The 18,351-nt window shown below is 39.9% G+C and carries 14 protein-coding genes; 13 read left to right on the forward strand and 1 reads right to left on the reverse strand.

The features are described from left to right. Positions 1 to 5: 5 nt before the first annotated feature. From FVA72_RS09560 to umoD, 10 genes are all read left to right on the forward strand, one after another. Complete coding sequence (locus FVA72_RS09560; RefSeq protein WP_004253269.1) at positions 6 to 797, forward strand: metal-dependent hydrolase; 792 nt, start codon at positions 6 to 8, stop codon at positions 795 to 797. 40 nt (positions 798 to 837) lie between these two features. Beyond that, positions 838 to 1,188, forward strand: coding sequence for a purine nucleoside phosphoramidase (gene hinT, locus FVA72_RS09565; RefSeq protein WP_036957623.1), 351 nt, complete (start codon positions 838 to 840; stop codon positions 1,186 to 1,188). A gap of 13 nt (positions 1,189 to 1,201) precedes the next feature. Next, on the forward strand, positions 1,202 to 1,594 hold the full coding sequence (locus FVA72_RS09570) for a YcfL family protein (RefSeq protein WP_004253275.1): 393 nt from the start codon (positions 1,202 to 1,204) through the stop codon (positions 1,592 to 1,594). Positions 1,595 to 1,596: 2 nt separating this feature from the next. Further along, a complete protein-coding gene (gene lpoB, locus FVA72_RS09575) occupies positions 1,597 to 2,175 on the forward strand; it encodes a penicillin-binding protein activator LpoB (RefSeq protein ID WP_004253278.1) in 579 nt (192 codons plus the stop codon). Continuing rightward, positions 2,168 to 3,040 (forward strand): phosphotransferase, encoded by an 873-nt coding sequence (locus FVA72_RS09580; RefSeq protein WP_110591835.1) that lies wholly within the window; start codon positions 2,168 to 2,170, stop codon positions 3,038 to 3,040. Before lpoB ends, FVA72_RS09580 begins: the two co-directional genes overlap by 8 nt. Positions 3,041 to 3,104: 64 nt before the next feature. Beyond that, complete coding sequence (nagZ, locus tag FVA72_RS09585; RefSeq protein ID WP_110591834.1) at positions 3,105 to 4,124, forward strand: beta-N-acetylhexosaminidase; 1,020 nt, start codon at positions 3,105 to 3,107, stop codon at positions 4,122 to 4,124. Between the two features lie 1,373 nt (positions 4,125 to 5,497). Continuing rightward, positions 5,498 to 6,850 carry an OprD family outer membrane porin gene (locus FVA72_RS09590; protein ID WP_004253295.1) on the forward strand — a complete coding sequence of 451 codons (1,353 nt, stop codon included), beginning with the start codon at positions 5,498 to 5,500 and terminating at the stop codon, positions 6,848 to 6,850. A 35-nt stretch (positions 6,851 to 6,885) separates the two neighbouring features. Next, on the forward strand, positions 6,886 to 8,505 hold the full coding sequence (locus FVA72_RS09595; RefSeq protein WP_110591833.1) for a bifunctional metallophosphatase/5'-nucleotidase: 1,620 nt from the start codon (positions 6,886 to 6,888) through the stop codon (positions 8,503 to 8,505). A gap of 412 nt (positions 8,506 to 8,917) precedes the next feature. Continuing rightward, positions 8,918 to 10,222, forward strand: coding sequence for an NAD(P)/FAD-dependent oxidoreductase (locus tag FVA72_RS09600; protein ID WP_004253300.1), 1,305 nt, complete (start codon positions 8,918 to 8,920; stop codon positions 10,220 to 10,222). Between the two features lie 589 nt (positions 10,223 to 10,811). Next, positions 10,812 to 11,408, forward strand: coding sequence for a UmoD family flagellar biogenesis regulator (gene umoD, locus FVA72_RS09605; RefSeq protein ID WP_110591832.1), 597 nt, complete (start codon positions 10,812 to 10,814; stop codon positions 11,406 to 11,408). Between the two features lie 69 nt (positions 11,409 to 11,477). Here the strand turns inward: umoD and mfd are convergent, their stop codons facing one another. Further along, on the reverse strand, positions 11,478 to 14,921 hold the full coding sequence (gene mfd / locus FVA72_RS09610; RefSeq protein WP_110591831.1) for a transcription-repair coupling factor: 3,444 nt from the start codon (positions 14,919 to 14,921) through the stop codon (positions 11,478 to 11,480). A 276-nt stretch (positions 14,922 to 15,197) separates the two neighbouring features. On the opposite strand from mfd, the gene lolC reads away from it, so the two are divergent. From lolC to lolE, 3 genes are read left to right on the forward strand one after another with little or no spacing between them, the layout of a single operon-like run. Then, on the forward strand, positions 15,198 to 16,400 hold the full coding sequence (lolC, locus tag FVA72_RS09615) for a lipoprotein-releasing ABC transporter permease subunit LolC (protein WP_004253308.1): 1,203 nt from the start codon (positions 15,198 to 15,200) through the stop codon (positions 16,398 to 16,400). Next, entirely contained in the window at positions 16,393 to 17,094 is a 702-nt protein-coding gene (gene lolD / locus FVA72_RS09620) for a lipoprotein-releasing ABC transporter ATP-binding protein LolD (protein WP_096863868.1), read from the forward strand. The genes lolC and lolD overlap by 8 nt, the downstream gene beginning before the upstream one ends. Further along, positions 17,094 to 18,341: a lipoprotein-releasing ABC transporter permease subunit LolE gene (lolE, locus tag FVA72_RS09625; protein ID WP_004253316.1), complete on the forward strand. Its 1,248-nt coding sequence runs from the start codon at positions 17,094 to 17,096 to the stop codon at positions 18,339 to 18,341. The genes lolD and lolE overlap by 1 nt, the downstream gene beginning before the upstream one ends. Positions 18,342 to 18,351 lie beyond the last annotated feature (10 nt).

An 18,351-nucleotide genomic window follows, 5' to 3' on the forward strand; every position in this document is an offset into this window, starting at 1 on the left:
TAAATATGTTTGTTGTTGATTCACACTGTCATCTCGACTGTTTAGATTATGAAAAATTACATACGAATGTCGACGATGTTATCGCAAAGGCTTCGGCCCGTGATGTCCGCTTCATGTTAGCTGTTGCTACAACGTTGCACGGTTTTGAAAGCATGAAAAAAATGATTGGTATGCGTGACAATATTGCTTTTTCATGTGGTATTCATCCTCTCAATTTAGACGAAGGATATGATTTCGCACGACTAGCACAATTAGCCGCAGGAAATGAGGTTGTTGCGCTAGGAGAAACTGGGCTGGATTACTATTATCAGCAAGAAAATGCCGCGTTGCAGCAAGAGTCTTTTCGTCAGCACATTCGCATAGGTCGTGAAGTCAATAAACCCGTCATTGTGCATACTCGTGCGGCACGAGAAGACACCTTATCTATTCTACGCGAAGAAAATGTGATGGACTGTGGCGGGGTATTACACTGCTTTACTGAAGATAAAGATACGGCTGTTGAACTACTCGATTTAGGTATGTATATCTCATTTTCAGGGATCGTCACATTTCGTAACGCAGAGCAAATTAGAGAAGCCGCCCGTGTTGTTCCTTTAGACCGAATTTTAGTCGAAACTGACTCGCCATATTTGGCTCCTGTTCCTCATCGTGGCAGGGAAAACCAACCCGCGTACGTCCGGGATGTTATTGAGTATATGGCGGTGCTAAAGGGGGTTAGTGTTGAGCAACTCGCTGAAATTACGACACAAAACTTCAATCGTTTGTTTCATTTAAATGTTGGCACAAATAACGTATAAATTAGTTCACTAGAACGATTAAATGACTAAGGAAATTGAAATGGCAGAAGAAACGATTTTCAGTAAAATTATCCGTCGCGAGATCCCAGCAGACGTGGTTTACCAAGATGAACTTGTCACCGCATTTCGTGACATTTCGCCGCAAGCACCTTCTCATATTCTTATTATTCCTAATAAATTAATTCCAACTGTTAATGATGTTACTGTGGATGACGAACTTGCATTAGGCCGTTTGTTTACTGTTGCAGCGAAAATAGCCAAAGAAGAAGGTATTGCAGAGAATGGCTACCGTTTAATCATGAACTGCAATGAACATTCAGGGCAAGAAGTGTTTCATATCCACATGCATCTAGTGGGTGGTCGCCCATTAGGGCCGCTATTGGCGAAATAATAAGGGATCGGCAATGAACCGTATTGCATTACTTGCTTTGGTAACTGTGTTGCTAAGTGGTTGCATATTTAAGAAAACACAAGGGCTGGTTTTTAATGAGCAACAGCGCATCATTATGGAGCCCGCAGTACTTGCACAAGGGGTCATTGTCGAAAACCCAGTGATAGGTAGTGAAAATCATCAAACTATCGCTACTATTAACATGAGTAATTCACAGCCTAAAGTGGTGAATATTGCTTATCGTTTATACTGGTATGATAAGCAAGGGTTAAACGTAGAAACATCGAATACCTTGTATCAGCAAATCGCAGCAAATTCTGATGTGAAAGTTCGTGCTGTGACTTCTTCTCCACGTGCAACAAATGTACGTGTTCATGTATTTTTATCGTCAAAGGCCGGAGAATAATAATGAAACGCATCTTAATGGTTGCTGCCGCGACATTAATTTTGGCTGGGTGCCCTTCATATCCACCTCAACAACCAGGTACACAACCTCCAATTGTGCCAGTAGAGCCGGAAAAACAACCAGAAGTGACTCCGCCACCCGTTGATGTTGTTCCAACTCCACCAAAGCAACAAACAACAGATTGGTCCGCTTCCATTACACCTTTAGTTAACCAAATGGCCAGTGCGGATGGGGTCGAAAACGGCAAAGTACTGTTAGTTGATTCAGTGAAAAATAACACGAATGGTTCAATACCGGTGCAAACTGTAACATCAGTTATGACAACCGCGGTTGAGAACACCAATCGTTTTAAAGTGGTTCCCGCCAGTGTGGTGAGTTCCGCACGTAAAACACTCGGTTTATCACAAGAAGACAGCTTAGTCACCCGTAGCAAAGCGATAGGGTTAGGCCGCTATGTCCAAGCGGAGTATGTGATTTACAGCGTGATGTCAGGTTCAAATAAAGAAAGAAGCCTTGAAATGCAGTTGATGGATGTGCAAACGGGTGAAATTGTTTGGACTGGAAAGCACAATATTGAGTAACCAGCAGTCACTTTTTCGACTGTTAGTGACACATTTTCCTACAATATCTGTACGCGATTGGAAAATATCCTCACTAACAGGGTTGTCAGGTGGAAGTTATTTACTGGAATGTTTTCTACCTGCTCGCGAAGTGAAGCTGATAGCGCGTGCAGATGGAAATGCACAAACTGCTTTGTATGTTGACCGAAAGAAAGAAGCGCGGATATTGCAGCAATTACGCGCTTATTCATTTACACCTCAAGTGATTGGTCGGAATTCACAATGGTTATTATTAGGGTGGTGTGAAGGGCAACACCCTGATAACAATACTTTTTTGTTGCCCAGTTACCAGTGTGAGCTTGCAAATATAGCCACACAATTACATTGTGCTCCACTGCTGGGGTATCATTTACAACTCCGCAATGAAATATCTCATTACGGCTATTTAATTGATAAAAAACGGTTATCACCTCGCTGGAAAAAACTCCATCGCCATTTTACCTCTGACGCTTTTCCCAAAATGCTGAAACTGGCGCCTGCCCATATGGATATTCATGCAAAAAATATTGTTCGCACATCAACAGGGCAGCTAATGCTATTGGATTGGGAGTATGCGGCAAATACAGATATCGCATTCTCTTTAGAAACCTATTTCCAATTTAATGGTCTGACAGACATTCAGCGAGATTTTTTCTTGAGGCAATATTGTGATGTTCACGGTGCTTATCGAGACAAACAGCAATTGGCGAAAAGCTGTCAATCATGGGCACCTTGGGTAAAATATATGACATTAATGTGGTATGAAGTGCAGTGGAATGAAAGCCAGTCATCTGACTTTTTGGTACACTCACAATTATTACGGCAATATTTTGGTTTAATAGGTTGATAGCCAAAGGCTATCAGAAAACAGTATCGGATTAAGACAATTAGTTTAATAAGTGAGGCATGTTATGGGCCCTATAATGCTAGATGTTCAGGGTTATGAATTGGACAACGAAGAGCGCGAAATATTAGCTCACCCATCCGTGGGGGGGTTAATACTGTTTACCCGTAACTTTCATGACGCAGCCCAATTACGAGAGCTTGTCCGCCAAATTCGTGATGCATCAAGACACCGGTTGTTGATAGCTGTTGACCAAGAAGGTGGTCGAGTACAACGTTTCCGTGATGGTTTCACAGCATTGCCTTCTGCTCAGGCATTTGCAGCACTCAATAGTGAAATCGATGGTGCTAAACTCGCTGAAGAGGCGGGTTGGTTAATGGCATCAGAGATGATAGCCATGGATATTGATATTAGTTTTGCACCTGTTTTGGATCTTGGCCATCAAAGTATTGCGATAGGCGAACGCTCATTCCACGAAGACCCAGAAATTGCGATGGTCATGGCAGAACGTTTTATTAAAGGTATGCGTAGTGCGGGTATGAAAACGACAGGGAAACACTTTCCTGGTCACGGTGCAGTGAAAGCTGATTCACATAAAGAAACACCACGGGATGACCGCTCCTTGGATAAGATCCGGGGTAAAGATATGTTGATCTTTAAAGACTTTATTCAGCGAGAACTACTCGATGCAGTGATGCCTGCTCATGTTATTTATACTCAAGCTGATGATCGTCCTGCGAGCGGTTCACCATTTTGGCTAAAATCAGTATTGCGAGAGCAACTTGGTTTTCATGGTGTCATTTTCTCTGATGATTTATCGATGGAAGGCGCTGCGGTGATGGGAAGTTATCCTGAGAGAGCCCAGGCATCGTTGAATGCGGGATGCGACATGATTTTAGTCTGTAATAATCGTGAAGGTGCAGTCAGCGTCTTAGATAACTTACCGAAACAATATGATAGCCAAGCTTCTAAGCTATATCATAGCGGCCGACAATATAGTTTAACAGAGTTGCAAGCAGTTGAGCGTTGGAAAAATAGCCATCGTCAACTCGTTGATTTGCATGAGCGCTGGCAAGAACATCGCTAATAATTTCTAGTACATCTGAAAGGCCAGTAATTTATTACTGGCTTTTTTGCATAAGTACGCAAAAAAGACAAATTGCTTTGCATGAATAAAATAATAAAATTATGACTTGTGGTAAAAGTTACCCGTAACTTTCTTGTTTTTTACAGTTAATCCCAATGTTCTTTTCGACTATATTTGATAAAAATGAACTAATACTTATTTCACTATTAAAAATAATTAGAAGGTTTTTATTAATCTCATTAGTGTTATGTTTCATTTTTGAAAGAATAAAATAGAAATATTGATTGTTTTATTTGTTGGTAATTATATTTTGAGTTTAATTGAAACAAATAACCATATATTTGCATTATGTCTGGGTTTTTATGTGGTTAGGATGCTAGGTATAGCTATGTTAATTTTAATAATGAAAGCAATCATCTTAAAAAGTTAAGATGATTTTAAATAAATGAAAAATAGAATGATTCAATTAGTGCTTAATAACTATTGGTGCCTATCATTTGCTCAAGTGTTACTTAATTTAAATTTGCCTACAGAGAATAATACTTTCTCTTATGAGGGGGCTATAGAACGATCATGAGTAAATATACATCAACAAATACTACGCATTCATATGAAAGTTTCTATTGGGTGAAATTTTATACATATAGCCAATATGTATAAAGCTATTACAAATACCTATTTAAGTGGATGAGTTAACAAATAAATGAATTGCCGATAAAATTCTATTCAAAATAATGAGTTACATATTAAATTTACCTTAAAATAAAATGTGACATGCATCACTATTAAAAAGTAGCTTATTGCAACTGATGTGGCGTGTTGTGACAGCGATCGTTTTAATTGACATAAAATTACGATAGCATTCGTATTATGAAAGATTTATGACAATTTAGAGTGATAAGTAATCAATTAAAAAGATAGCAATTTAATGGTTGCATTTTAAGTTAAATATTCAAATTTATTTGAGATGATTATTTCTCAGGGATGTTTTTTGCTCTAAAAAATTATATAGGAAATAAAGTGAAATTTTTTTTCTTAATAAATAATACAGTGTCGATAAATACAGTGCCGTAGTGTGAGGTTTAAGCTAGATAAACACCAAATATGAGTAAGTGGCGCTATCGAATCAATAATGTATTTTTGAATTCTTATAAGGAATATTTCTATTCATAGTAATAAGTAAACACAAATACAGGAAAATACTGTATTGAATTTTATATTTAAAATGACTTATGTGTTTGAAATGGATGTATCTGTTTGTCTTTAAGTTAAATTGTTTTATTAAGCTAAAAATAAAAATGGTGTTTTGTTGTTCATGGAAACATGGCACAGCATAAAATTAATTCAAATAATCATTAACTAGGTTAATTCCAATGAAAGTTAAAAATATTGCGTTATTAATGCTTTCTCCTTGCTATTTAGCGGTAGCAATGGCAAATGCCAGCAACTGGGAAGATTCTATCAAGGAAAACTCATTCATTGCGGATTCGGAGCTAGAGCTGTCAACCCGCAACATGTGGAAATACTTAAAAACAGAAAACCGTTTTGATAAAAACGAAAACCGTTATCGAAAACAAGTTGCGAATGCTTGGGGACAAAACTTTCAAGCAGATTTCAAATCAGGTTATTTTGCTGATGTAATTGGCTTTGATGCCTCTTATTACGGCGGTATCAAACTGGGGGCAAGTAAAGACTTCGCCTCCCGTGCAATTTTATATAATGATGATGGCCATGCGAAAGGGTACAACAAAATTGGTCAACGTTATGCAAAAGTAAAACTGGACCTTGAGCCAGTAAAATTTAATGCGAAAGCAGGTTGGTTTACGCTGAAAAATACGGGTATTTTCACGAATTCACAGCGTTTATCATTGAACAGTTATAGCGGTTACTACACTAATACTGCGATCAGTGATTGGAGTTTGGATTTATTATATCTCGATAAGAAAGTCATGCGTCGCGATAGCCCAAATATTGATGCGATGTATTTCACTGATGCTAATGGTGTTCGACACAATGTTAATCATGTCATTACAGGTGGTATTAACTACAATACTAAACCATTGAAAGTATACTATTTCTATGGTCAAGCAGATGATTTATTCCGTCAGCAAGGTTTAGAAGCAAAATATAAACTGACTTCAGATGTGACACTAGGTACACAAATCTATAACCATGAATACGGTAGTGATGGTAAACGTACTGAAACCGATAAACAAAAAGGGAAGCGTAATTTTGACAAACGTGCATGGCACTACGCAGGAACGGCAGAATGGCGTATTCCTGAGTCACCTTGGACGTTAAGCACAGGTTTAACTCATACCCAAGCGAAAAAAGCGAATGGCGTAGGCCAGTTTGCGCGTAACCCAATTGGTAACACTCGTGGCCGTTTTAACTCACCAGCCTATGCAGATATCGACTACGTACGCGATGGTGAAACCATGGTTGCAATGGCGGCAGAGTATCGTATTAGTAAAGAACTCTCTGTTGGTGCGCGTACTAACTATTCAGAATTTAAATATGAAGGTGAAAGATTAAAACAAGGTCAATTTGGTCTATTCAGCTATTGGAAACCAACTGAAAACCTTTCTGTTTCGTTAAGTGGCGGTCTGGGCTGGCACCACCGTCAGGAGAACGACTACACGACGCCAAAATTATATGATGGTCACTCACGTCGTGCACACTCGTTATCTGGATCAATGACAACGACTTATCGTTTCAAAATGTAGTCGATAGTTGAAAAGGATTAAAAAAGGTAAAATAAATGAAACATAAAATTGGATTACTCACACTGCTCATTTCTGGTGCACTTTTAGCGGGTTGTGCTCCCAAAAATACAGATACCGTAAAAGTACAAGTCATTGGTATTAATGATTTCCATGGGGCTTTACAAGCCCCAGGTGATGGTAAATTAGGTGGTATTGAGTCAATTGCCACGCTGGTTAATCAATTAAGAGCGCAAAATGATAAAACTATCGTTGTTGGCGCGGGTGATTTAGTCGGGGCAAGCCCATTACTGTCATCGATGTTTTATGATGAACCTACCATTGAAGCCTTAAGTGCGATTGGTATGGAAACCAGTGCAGTTGGTAACCATGAGTTTGATAAAGGTAAAGAAGAGCTGCTGAGAAAACAAAACGGCGGCTGTCACCCAACAGCAGGTTGTGTGGGTAAAGATTCCTTTGATGGTGCTAATTTTAACTACTTAGCGGCCAACGTTATTGTGAAAGAAACAGGAGAAACTCTGTTCCCATCTTACTTTATTAAAGAGTTTGATGGCATTCCAATGGCATTTATTGGTTTAACGTTAGAAGGTACGCCAGCTATCGTGACACCAAGTGGAACCGCAGGGTTAGAATTCAAAAATGAAGTCGAAACTATTAATAACCAAGTGAAATTATTAAAAGCACAAGGTATTAACAGTATCGGTGTTCTGATCCATGAAGGCGCAACACAACAAGTTGATACCAAAGTTAAAGATATTAACCGTTGTGATAATATCAAAGGCCCAATCGTTGATATCGTTAAACAATTAGATGCGAATGTAGACTTTGTTGTCAGCGGTCATACACACCAAGCTTACAATTGTGAAATCAATGGGATGACAGTAATTTCAGCCCAGTCTAACGGGACTTTATTATCTCAATTGAATATTGAGATTGATAGAAATACGAAAGATATTGTTAGTATCAATGCAAAGAATATCCCTGTTGAAACGAGCCGTTATGAGAAAAACCCTGAGTTAACCACGTTCGTACAAAAATACGAAAAAATTGCCTTGCCTATTTCGCAACAAGTGATGGGCTCTTTAACAGCAAATGTGGATAAAAAATTATTGCCTGCAGGAGATTCAACTCTAGGTAAGATTATTGCTGATGGGCAATTATATGCAGCTTCCAGCAAAGAAGCGGGCGGTGCGCAAATTGCGTTTATGAACAGTGGCGGTATTCGTGCTGATATGAAAGCAGGGGAATTAACTTACGGTGATATTTTCACTGTCCAGCCATTCTCTAACGTGGTTGTTACGCAATCGCTAACAGGTGCACAAATTAAACAAGCGCTTGAGCAGCAGTGGGATCGTGCTCGTCCACAAGTTATGCCAGTTTCTAAAGGTTTTTACTACGAGTGGGATGACAGCCGCCCAGTGGGTGATAAAGTTATTCAAAAATCAATGAAATTAAACGGTAAGCCGTTAGACATGAATAAAAGCTATCGTGTTGCTGCGAATGAATTCTTAGCAACGGGTGGTAGCCGTTTCTCTGCCTTCAACCAAGGTAAAAACCGTGTTTATAGCCTGCCAGATAACGAAGCGTTAATGCAGTACTTTAAAGATAACTCACCAGTTTCCGTTCCAACGGATGTGCGTATCAAGAAAATTAAATAATAAAATTTAATATTCCATTAAAAACTCTGAGAGTGTTTATCATCCTCAGAGTTTTTTTGTGCTTAATTTCCGGCATGGGGTAACGATGAGAAGGGGGGATTGATTGTGTTTACTAAATAAAAAATGATAAAGTAATAATTCTCATTATCATTATGATTTTGTGAATTTAAACAATTGATTGATATAACGGCTAAAAAGCTGACTCGATTCGTTTGGGGAAAAAAATGATTTGACGAATGTGATCGTAGTCATAATAATCAACTAAATTGATGTGAATCAATATTTGGTATTACCAATAGACCAGTCATGATATTCTAATAGGGTTAGTGTTAGTTGTGGCTAATTATTGTTATATAAGGCTTTTTTATGAGAAACCTTAAATAACATTAATATATTTTGTTTCGAGGGATTTATGACCTTATCTCAACCCAAAATCATCGTTGTCGGCGGTGGGGCTGGTGGATTAGAACTGGCAACACGTTTAGGCCGTAAGCTAGGCCGTAAAAAACGCGCACAAATTACCTTGGTTGACCGCAACCCAAGCCATTTATGGAAACCACTATTACATGAAGTGGCGACAGGTTCGTTAGATGATGGGGTCGATGCGATAAGCTATTTGGCCCATGCTCGCCATAATGCATTTAATTTCCAATTAGGTTCGCTCACGAATATTGACCGTGAAAATAAAAAAGTGGTTCTCGGTGAACTTTATGACAAACATGGTGAATTATTGGTCCCTTTGCGTGAACTAGAATACGATATTTTAGTGATGGCATTAGGCAGTACGTCGAATGATTTTGGTACACCAGGTGTTAAAGAACACTGCATTTTCTTAGATAACCCACACCAAGCGCACCGTTTTCACGACGAAATGCTAAATCTGTTTTTACGTTACTCAGTTCGTGATAACGCAGAAGAGAGCGTTAATATTGCCATTGTTGGTGGCGGTGCAACGGGCGTTGAGTTATCAGCGGAGCTCTATAATGCAGTAGAGCAACTGACCAGTTATGGTTTTAAAGGGCTAGACACAGATGCATTGAATGTCACACTAGTTGAAGCGGGTGAACGTATCCTGCCGGCTTTACCGCCGAGAATTTCAAGTGCCGCACATCAAGAACTTAATAAACTCGGCGTGAATGTATTGACGAAAACTATGGTAACCAGTGCTGATGCAGATGGTTTGAATACGAAAGAAGATGGTAAAATTCATGCGGATCTCATGGTTTGGGCTGCAGGGATTAAAGCACCTGATTTCATGAAAGATATCGCTGGGTTAGAAACAAATCGTATCAACCAATTGGTGGTAAAACCGACGTTACAAACGTCTCGTGACGATATGATTTTTGCCATTGGCGATTGCGCTTCTTGCGCTAAGCCAGAAGGGGGATTTGTGCCACCAAGGGCTCAATCAGCTCACCAAATGGCCAGCCTTTGTTATGATAATATTGTCGCTTTAATGAAAGATAAACCTTTAAAAGAATATGTTTATAAAGACCATGGCTCATTAGTTTCACTGTCTCGCTTTAGTACAGTTGGCAGCTTAATGGGGAATTTAATGCGTGGGGATATGATGGTAGAAGGGCGTATCGCTCGTTTTGTGTATATTTCTTTATACCGTATGCACCAAATCGCATTACACGGTTACATTAAAACGGGGCTAATGATGCTTGTTGGCAGTATTAACAGAATTATTCGTCCAAAGTTAAAATTGCACTAGTCAACGACTAGCTACTTGTTTAATTTGGTTTTATTAGCACTATGCACCTGTATATTCGTATAACAGGTGCATTATTTTTTATTATTTATAATGATAAATAATAATGTTAATAAATATATTAACTAAATCTGTCAAGGCTTATCTATGTTAAATATTGCGTAGAAAAACTATTTAGATCAAATTTAATAGGTTAATTATCGATTATATTGTCACTATTACTTATATAAATATATATTTTATTTTAATGAAACTTAAACCTAGAAATTAATATAAAATAAATGATCCGAATATTAACTTATCTTAAGTTTTAAATAATTAAGATGTAAATCCATTTATATAACGATAACAGCCAACCATAACAGGCTCTTCTATTATCCTATTGATTTAAAACAGTAATATTTTTGATTGTAATCAATAGGTGAAGTTGCACTAATGGTAAAGTTTATTTTTCTAAAACAGTTATAATAAACATATGTTTTAATGATAATTTAAGATAATTCTAAAAAACAACACTATTAGTAGGTAATTATCGAATTATTTTGAGTAGTGGTTACAATAGGCACGGCATATTTTAATAAGGGTTAACACGATGAAGCTAAAATTTAAGTTGTTATTAGCAACTGTAGTGATGCTCCTTATTGTATTGCTCGTGGATTCATTCAGCCAAGAGCCGGAAACTAAATTGGCTACGGTATTATCGGTTGAGCCGATCAAAGCGAATCGCCTTGTTGAGTACGAAAATTGTACAGTAACAGGGGTTTTAGGCACCTTTAATCAGCAATCTCTTTCTCGTTTTCACCCTGCGCAAAGCGAATGCAAAATGATTTTTATGATTGAAGCATTACAAGGGAAAAGCTTTCCATCTCTATTTGATATGCAAAATCAAACCTGTGTTAACACACAAAAAATGGAATTAGTGATTGTTGGATATGACGTTGTGTACCAAATTGGTAAAACAGTTGGAAAAGTCAGAACATCCTATGAACCATCAATGTTTATTCCTTTAGATGATAAAGGGCGTTTGGTGCTCACTTCATCCAATTCAGTATGTGAAACCATGCGCAGTGATATAAAAGAATTATTACCCTTTTATTGTTTACAGCAAAATGAATTACCAATCACAAAAAACTCATCAGCAGTCTTAGAACTGCAACCGAATAAAAATACATTTGGCTTTATGGAATAATTTTTTCTATAAATATTATAGAGATAAAAGGCTACAAGAGTAGCCTTTTATCATTTTAGAGCATCAAACTTAGCTAATTTGATGCTCTTCAAACCCAATGAGTAATTGTTTAATAAACTCTAGTCGAGAAACTCTTTCTGTTAAATCATGGAAAAATTTTAGTCGAACAGGGCCATCTAACCGATAAGTTTGTGGCTGGTTTTGTAATAAGCTTATTAAGAAACTTGGGTCGACTTTATTTTTATCACTAAACTCAATAAAGCCACCTTTTTCATGAGCTTCAATACGTTTAATACCAAGAGCTTGAGCTTGTAATCGAATAGCTGCGTTCGCTAATAGGAATTTACCTGCGTCAGGTAAACTACCAAAGCGGTCGATCAGTTCTGTACGCAATTCGTCAAGCTCCTGACTGTTTTTTGCACTGGCTATTCGTTTATAGAAAGACAAACGAATATTCACGTCGTGAATATAGTCGTCTGGCAACAGAACAGGCATACGCAACTCAACTTCTGTTTGTTGGCTAGTCAAATCTTCTAATGAAGGCTCACGCCCCTCTTTAAGCGCATCAACAGCACTTTCTAATAGCTCCATGTACAGGGTAAAACCAATAGTGGTCATTTGCCCACTTTGGTCTTCACCAAGTAATTCACCCGCACCACGAATTTCTAAATCGTGAGTTGCTAAAGCAAAACCAGCTCCTAAGTCTTCCAATGATGAAATGGCTTCAAGGCGTTTATGTGCATCGGTGGTCATAGCTTTGGGATGCGGGGTGAGTAAGTAAGCGTATGCTTGATGGTGAGAGCGACCAACTCGTCCACGTAGTTGATGGAGTTGAGCTAATCCGAAATGATCCGCGCGTTCAATGATAATGGTATTCGCTGTTGGTATATCAATACCAGTTTCAATAATTGTGGTGCATATCAATACATTAAAACGTTGATGATGGAAATCTGTCATTACGCGTTCTAACTCGCGCTCGCGCATTTGGCCATGCCCAACAACAAAACGTGCTTCAGGGACTAACTCTTCAAGGCGGGTCTTTGCCTTTTCAATATTTTCAACATCATTGTAAAGGTAATAAACTTGGCCGCCACGTAAGGTTTCCCGTAAAATTGCCTCACGGACAACTAAGTCATCATATTGGCGCACAAAGGTTTTTACAGCCAAACGGCGTGCTGGTGGTGTGGCGATAATAGATAAGTCACGCATACCACTCATGGCCATGTTAAGAGTACGAGGAATAGGTGTGGCGGTCAGCGTTAAGATATCAACGTCTGCACGCATAGCCTTTATTCGTTCTTTATGGCGGACACCAAAGCGGTGCTCTTCATCGACGACGAGCAAACCTAAATCTTTCCATACTAAGTCACTTTGTAGCAACTTATGGGTACCTATTAGAATATCAACTTTGCCTTCCGCGGTCTGGGTAATAATTTGTTGTTGCTCTTTCGCTGTTTTAAAGCGTGATAACATTTCTATGCGGACAGGCCAGTTAGCAAACCTATCTTTAAAATTATCATAATGCTGTTGTGCAAGTAGTGTCGTGGGGACTAAAACGGCAACTTGTTTGTTATTATTAATCGCAAGGAATGCGGCTCGCATTGCCACTTCGGTTTTACCAAAGCCCACATCACCACACACGAGTCGGTCCATTGCTAATGGTTGGCACATATCACTGAGAACAGCATTGATGGCGACTTCTTGGTCAGGCGTCGTTTCGAATGGAAAGCCTTGACAAAATTCTTGGTATTGTTGTTTATCATGCTTGAATGCAAAGCCAGCCTTAGCGGCTCGTTGTGCATAAATATCAAGCAGTTCAGCAGCAACATCGCGTACTTTTTCTGCGGCTTTCTGGCGTGCACGACCCCAGCTATCACTACCTAATTTATGCAATGGGGCGTTTTCATCAGCGCCACCTGCATAACGGCTAATTAAATGGAGTGAAGAAACAGGAACATACAGTTTATCATCACCGGCATAGGTTAAAATTAAATATTCCGCTTTAATACCGCCCGCTTCTAAGGTAATTAAACCTTGGTAACGGCCTACACCATGCTCAATATGTACCACAGGTTGCCCAGGGCGTAATTCAGCTAAGTTGCGAATGAGGGTGTCAGTATTAATGGTGCGGCGGTTATCTGCCCGGCGACGAACAACACGCTCCCCAAGTAGGTCACTTTCGCAAATTAATGCCCTATGGATATCGGATTGAATAAAGCCGTGTTCAGCGGCACCAATGGTGATGGCAAATCTGCTGTCAGTAGGGCTAGTATAGCTTTGAATAATTTCAGGGCGAATTTTTAAACGGGCTAATAGCTCGGTAACGGTCTCACGTCGGCCTTCACTTTCCACAGAAAAGACGATGGTTCCATCAAATTGTTCAGTAAACTGACGCAATTTTTCAAGCGGCGTTTTGCTTTGCCCTTGTGTGCTGATATCCGGTAATGGCAGGTAATCTAAATTAGTATTTGCCGCTTTTTTGGGTAAAGATTCGAGGGATAACTGAATACGCGGCCATTTTTTTAACGATTGATTAAGTTGTTCAACAGTTAACCATAGCTCAGAAGGGGGGAGTAATGGGCGCATTGGGTCAACACCACGGCTTTCATACCGCTGCTGAGTATCAACCTGAAAGCGTTCAGCCGCTTCTTGTAAGCTCTGAGAAACAATTAAACTTGATGGCGGTAAATATTCAAATAAAGATGGCAGTGGCTGAGCAAAGAATAAAGGCTGCCAATACTCGATACCCGTCGGTAAGGTATTTTTACTGACTTGCTGGTAAATATGCTCTGGATCACGGCGAACTTCAAAGCGCTCGCGCCATTGGCTGCGGAAACGTTCAATAGCGTCTTTATCGGTCGGGAATTCATGAGCTGGGAGTAAATTGATTTGCTCTACTTCTTCGAGTGTTCTTTGTGAGTCAACGTCAAACGTTCGTAAGCTATCAATTTCATCATCGAAGAAATCAATACGAAACGGCAACGAGCTACCCATGGGAAATAAATCGAGTAAAGCGCCCCGTGTGGCATATTCACCATGCTCTAAGACTTGCTCTACATGGCGGTAGCCAGCGTTATCGAGCTCATTACGTAAGTTATCACGGGAAAGCTTGTCACCTTTTGCCATCACTAAGGCATGACTGGTTAAAAAGTCAGCAGGACAGACTTTTTGCATCAATGTATTGACGGGAAGAATTAATGCGCCTTTTTGCAAACCGGGCAAACGGTACAGTGTCGATAAACGATGAGAAATAATTTCCTGATGGGGGGAGAAATTGTCATATGGCAATGTTTCCCAGTCAGAAAGAGTCTCTATAGGGTGTTGTGTAAACTGTTGAATTTCATCTCTTAAACGTAATGCACTTTGCATATCACGTGTCACGATGATCACAGGCCCTTGGTGACGTTGTATTATTTCTCCACATTCAAGTGCACCAGCCGCCCCGATAAGGCAACCTAAATGGCGAACATCGCCACTACGACTAGGGAGTTCATAACGAAATTTTGACAACATAGAAATCTTCGGTATCTCACAGCGATTAGTAAGCAGTTAAACAAGAGTTAGCCCAAACATAGCCAATTTTTGTACGAAAAATAGTTAAGTTAATCAACAAATAGTTAAACTACAAAATTTATAACAAAACAATCAGTTTTAACTCGTAATTCGTCTGAAAGTCAGACAAAAAGGCACTTAAAGCAGAAAAAAAACCATCGGGTGGTTCCATTCATCAATCGTACCCTTTATTATCGCTGAACACTTCGCTTTGGCAACAGGGGCATCATAGATTTCATGCACCAATCTGTCTCATTATTTATAGGCCTACGCTATTTACGTGGGCGTGCTGCGGATAAATTTGGGCGTTTCGTATCCAGTTTATCTGCTATTGGTATCACACTAGGGGTTGCGGCATTGATAACCGTCACCTCAGTGATGAATGGGTTCGAGCGATCGTTACAAGATAGCATACTTGCTTATATGCCGCAGGCAATTTTAACCTCTGCCTCTGGAAATATAGACCCAGCAAAATATCCAATATCCGATCTACAACATTTAAAGGGTGTCAGCCAGATCGCACCTATTGTGCAATCTGATGTGGTATTACAAAGCCGAACCAATGTTGGCGTTGGCGTTATGGGGGGAATCGACCCCGAAGAATCTTCGTTGTTATTGGATAAACTGGTTGTTGGGCAACGCAATGACCTCAAAGAAGGCAGTTATAATGTTTTTCTCGGGAATAAACTTGCAGAAACGCTCGGGGTAAAACGTGGTGATGAGGTTCGCTTAATTATTCCAGGCGTGAGTCAGTTAACTCCGATGGGGCGCATTCCAAGCCAGCGCCTATTTACTGTGGCTGGTATTTTCCAAACAAATGGGGAAGCGGATACGAGTGAACTGGTCGTGGCACAACAAGATGCCGCACGTATGCTTCGTTATCCCGCAGGCCACATTACTGGGTGGCGCTTATATTTAGATGAGCCTTTACAAGTTGACGTTCTAAGTCAGCAAGCGTTACCAGATGGCTTAGTATGGAAAGACTGGCGGGAGCGCAAAGGGGAGTTTTTCCAAGCCGTTCGCATGGAAAAAAATATGATGGGCTTATTGCTTAGCTTAATTATTGCAGTGGCGGCATTTAATATTATTACCTCGCTATCACTGTTAGTGATGGAAAAGCAAGGTGAAGTGGCTATTTTAAAAACCCTAGGCCTCAAACGTTGGCGTATTTTAATGATATTTATGATCCAAGGCGCTGGAGCGGGGGTGATTGGCTCACTCATTGGCACGATATTAGGCACGATACTTTCTAGTCAACTGAATGTCATTATGCCGCTGATCGGTTTATTACCCAAAGGCGTCTCTTTACCTATTGTGCTTGATTACTCTGGTATTTTAATTATTGCACTAAGTGCAATGCTGATTTCTCTGCTGGCAACGCTTTATCCTTCTTGGCGTGCAGCAGCGGTTCAACCTGCTGAGGCTTTACGTTATGAATAAACAACCACTTCTGGTCTGTGAAAAATTAAGCAAAACATATCAAGAAGGGACATTGTCGACGCAAGTGTTGAAAAATGTCAGTTTTTCCATGGGGCGTGGGGAAATGATGGCCATCGTGGGAAGTTCTGGTTCAGGTAAAAGTACCTTATTGCATTTATTGGGTGGCTTAGATACCCCTTCAGAAGGGAATGTTATCTTTCGTGGGCAGCATATAAATCAATTAACCTCAGATGAGCGTGCTGCTATTCGTAATAAAGATCTCGGTTTTATTTATCAATTTCATCACCTTTTACCGGATTTTACTGCCCTTGAAAATGTGGCAATGCCTTTATTAATTGGGGGGATTGCGAAAGAAACTGCGTTTTCTAAAGCAACTGAAATGTTAGAGGCAGTTGGGTTAGCACACCGAGCAGGGCATCGGCCTTCTGAATTATCAGGGGGAGAACGCCAGCGTGTTGCTATTGCAAGGGCGTTAGTGAATGAGCCAGCACTGGTTTTGGCAGATGAGCCGACAGGTAACCTTGATTTACGTAATGCAGATGCCATTTTTGAGTTGTTGGGTGAATTAAACCGAACACAGCGGACCGCATTTTTAGTCGTCACCCATGATATGACTCTGGCTCGGCGGTTATCCCGCCAATTGGAAATGCGAGATGGGCATTTGCAACAGGAAATTACCTTGGGGGCTCGGTAATGTCTAAATTGCCTCTTTCACTAGTCACGGCGCTGCGTTTCAGCCGTGGTCGACGCCGAACAGGGATGGTTTCGTTAGTCTCGATAGTTTCAACGTTGGGGATTGTTCTTGGGGTCGCGGTGCTAATTATCGGTTTAAGCGCAATGAATGGCTTTGAACGCGAATTAAATAACCGTGTGTTATCTGTTGTTCCCCATGGGCAAATTTTTGCTGTTAAGCCACCGTATAAAAATTTGGAGTTTGCTGAGCAAGTTATCCGTAAAACGCCCGGTGTAGAAGGTGTTAGCCCTTACATCAATTTTACGGGGTTACTTGAACGTGGTGCAAATTTAAAAGCAATTCAAGTCATGGGGGTTTCACGAGAAACTCAGCCACAAGTCAGTGCGTTACCTCAGTTCATTCTCAATGATGCTTGGCAACATTTTGATGCAGGCAAACAATCAATTATTTTAGGCCAAGGTGTGGCGGATGCATTGAATGTGAAGGTTGGGGACTGGGTCACAATCATGATCCCAAATACCGATGCTAGCTTGAAAATTCAACAGCCTAAGCGTATTCGTGTACAGGTGACGGGTATTTTTAAACTTAGTGGTTTGCTCGATCACCAGTTAGCACTCGTTCCTCTCGCAGATGCACAGGAATATCTCGACTATGGGGATGGTGTGACAGGGTTTGAAATCAAAGCAACAGACCCATTTATTGCCGATCAAGTCGTTTATGATGCAGGCTTGAAAACAATGCATCATGTCGTTGTAAAAAGTTGGATAGGCGATTATGGCTATATGTATAATGATATTCAAATGGTTAGAAGTATCATGTACTTAGCTATGATATTGGTGATTGGCGTTGCGTGTTTTAATATTGTTTCTACCCTTGTTATGGCAGTTAAAGATAAAAGTAGTGATATCGCTGTATTGCGTACCTTAGGGGCAAAAGATAGGCAAATTCGTGCTATTTTCTTATGGTATGGCTTGTTGGGTGGCCTTGTTGGTTCATTGATTGGCGTTGTGCTTGGGGTCGTCATATCATTAAATCTAACACCCATGATTAAGGTGGTAGAGGCTATTGTTGGCCATCCAATTTTATCGGGTGATGTTTATTTTATTGACTTTTTACCTTCTGAATTGCATGTCATGGATGTGGTTTATGTTTTAATTACAACCATTGTATTGAGCTTACTAGCTAGTTGGTATCCTGCTCGTAGGGCAAGCAAATTAGACCCTGCACGTATTCTTAGCGGGCAATAGCTATTATAGG

Origin of the sequence: Providencia sp. PROV061 (genome assembly GCF_011045655.1) — a bacterium.
Lineage (GTDB): Bacteria > Pseudomonadota > Gammaproteobacteria > Enterobacterales > Enterobacteriaceae > Providencia > Providencia hangzhouensis.

What these genes read in the sequence shown, in the direction of transcription:
- FVA72_RS09560 (WP_004253269.1), top strand. Translation starts at nt 6, where the DNA reads ATGTTTGTTGTTGATTCACACTGTCATCTCGACTGTTTAGATTATGAA.
- hinT (WP_036957623.1), top strand. Translation starts at nt 838, where the DNA reads ATGGCAGAAGAAACGATTTTCAGTAAAATTATCCGTCGCGAGATCCCA.
- FVA72_RS09570 (WP_004253275.1), top strand. Translation starts at nt 1,202, where the DNA reads ATGAACCGTATTGCATTACTTGCTTTGGTAACTGTGTTGCTAAGTGGT.
- lpoB (WP_004253278.1), top strand. Translation starts at nt 1,597, where the DNA reads ATGAAACGCATCTTAATGGTTGCTGCCGCGACATTAATTTTGGCTGGG.
- nagZ (WP_110591834.1), top strand. Translation starts at nt 3,105, where the DNA reads ATGGGCCCTATAATGCTAGATGTTCAGGGTTATGAATTGGACAACGAA.
- FVA72_RS09590 (WP_004253295.1), top strand. Translation starts at nt 5,498, where the DNA reads ATGAAAGTTAAAAATATTGCGTTATTAATGCTTTCTCCTTGCTATTTA.
- FVA72_RS09595 (WP_110591833.1), top strand. Translation starts at nt 6,886, where the DNA reads ATGAAACATAAAATTGGATTACTCACACTGCTCATTTCTGGTGCACTT.
- FVA72_RS09600 (WP_004253300.1), top strand. Translation starts at nt 8,918, where the DNA reads ATGACCTTATCTCAACCCAAAATCATCGTTGTCGGCGGTGGGGCTGGT.
- umoD (WP_110591832.1), top strand. Translation starts at nt 10,812, where the DNA reads ATGAAGCTAAAATTTAAGTTGTTATTAGCAACTGTAGTGATGCTCCTT.
- mfd (WP_110591831.1), bottom strand. Translation starts at nt 14,921, where the DNA reads ATGTTGTCAAAATTTCGTTATGAACTCCCTAGTCGTAGTGGCGATGTT.
- lolC (WP_004253308.1), top strand. Translation starts at nt 15,198, where the DNA reads ATGCACCAATCTGTCTCATTATTTATAGGCCTACGCTATTTACGTGGG.
- lolD (WP_096863868.1), top strand. Translation starts at nt 16,393, where the DNA reads ATGAATAAACAACCACTTCTGGTCTGTGAAAAATTAAGCAAAACATAT.
- lolE (WP_004253316.1), top strand. Translation starts at nt 17,094, where the DNA reads ATGTCTAAATTGCCTCTTTCACTAGTCACGGCGCTGCGTTTCAGCCGT.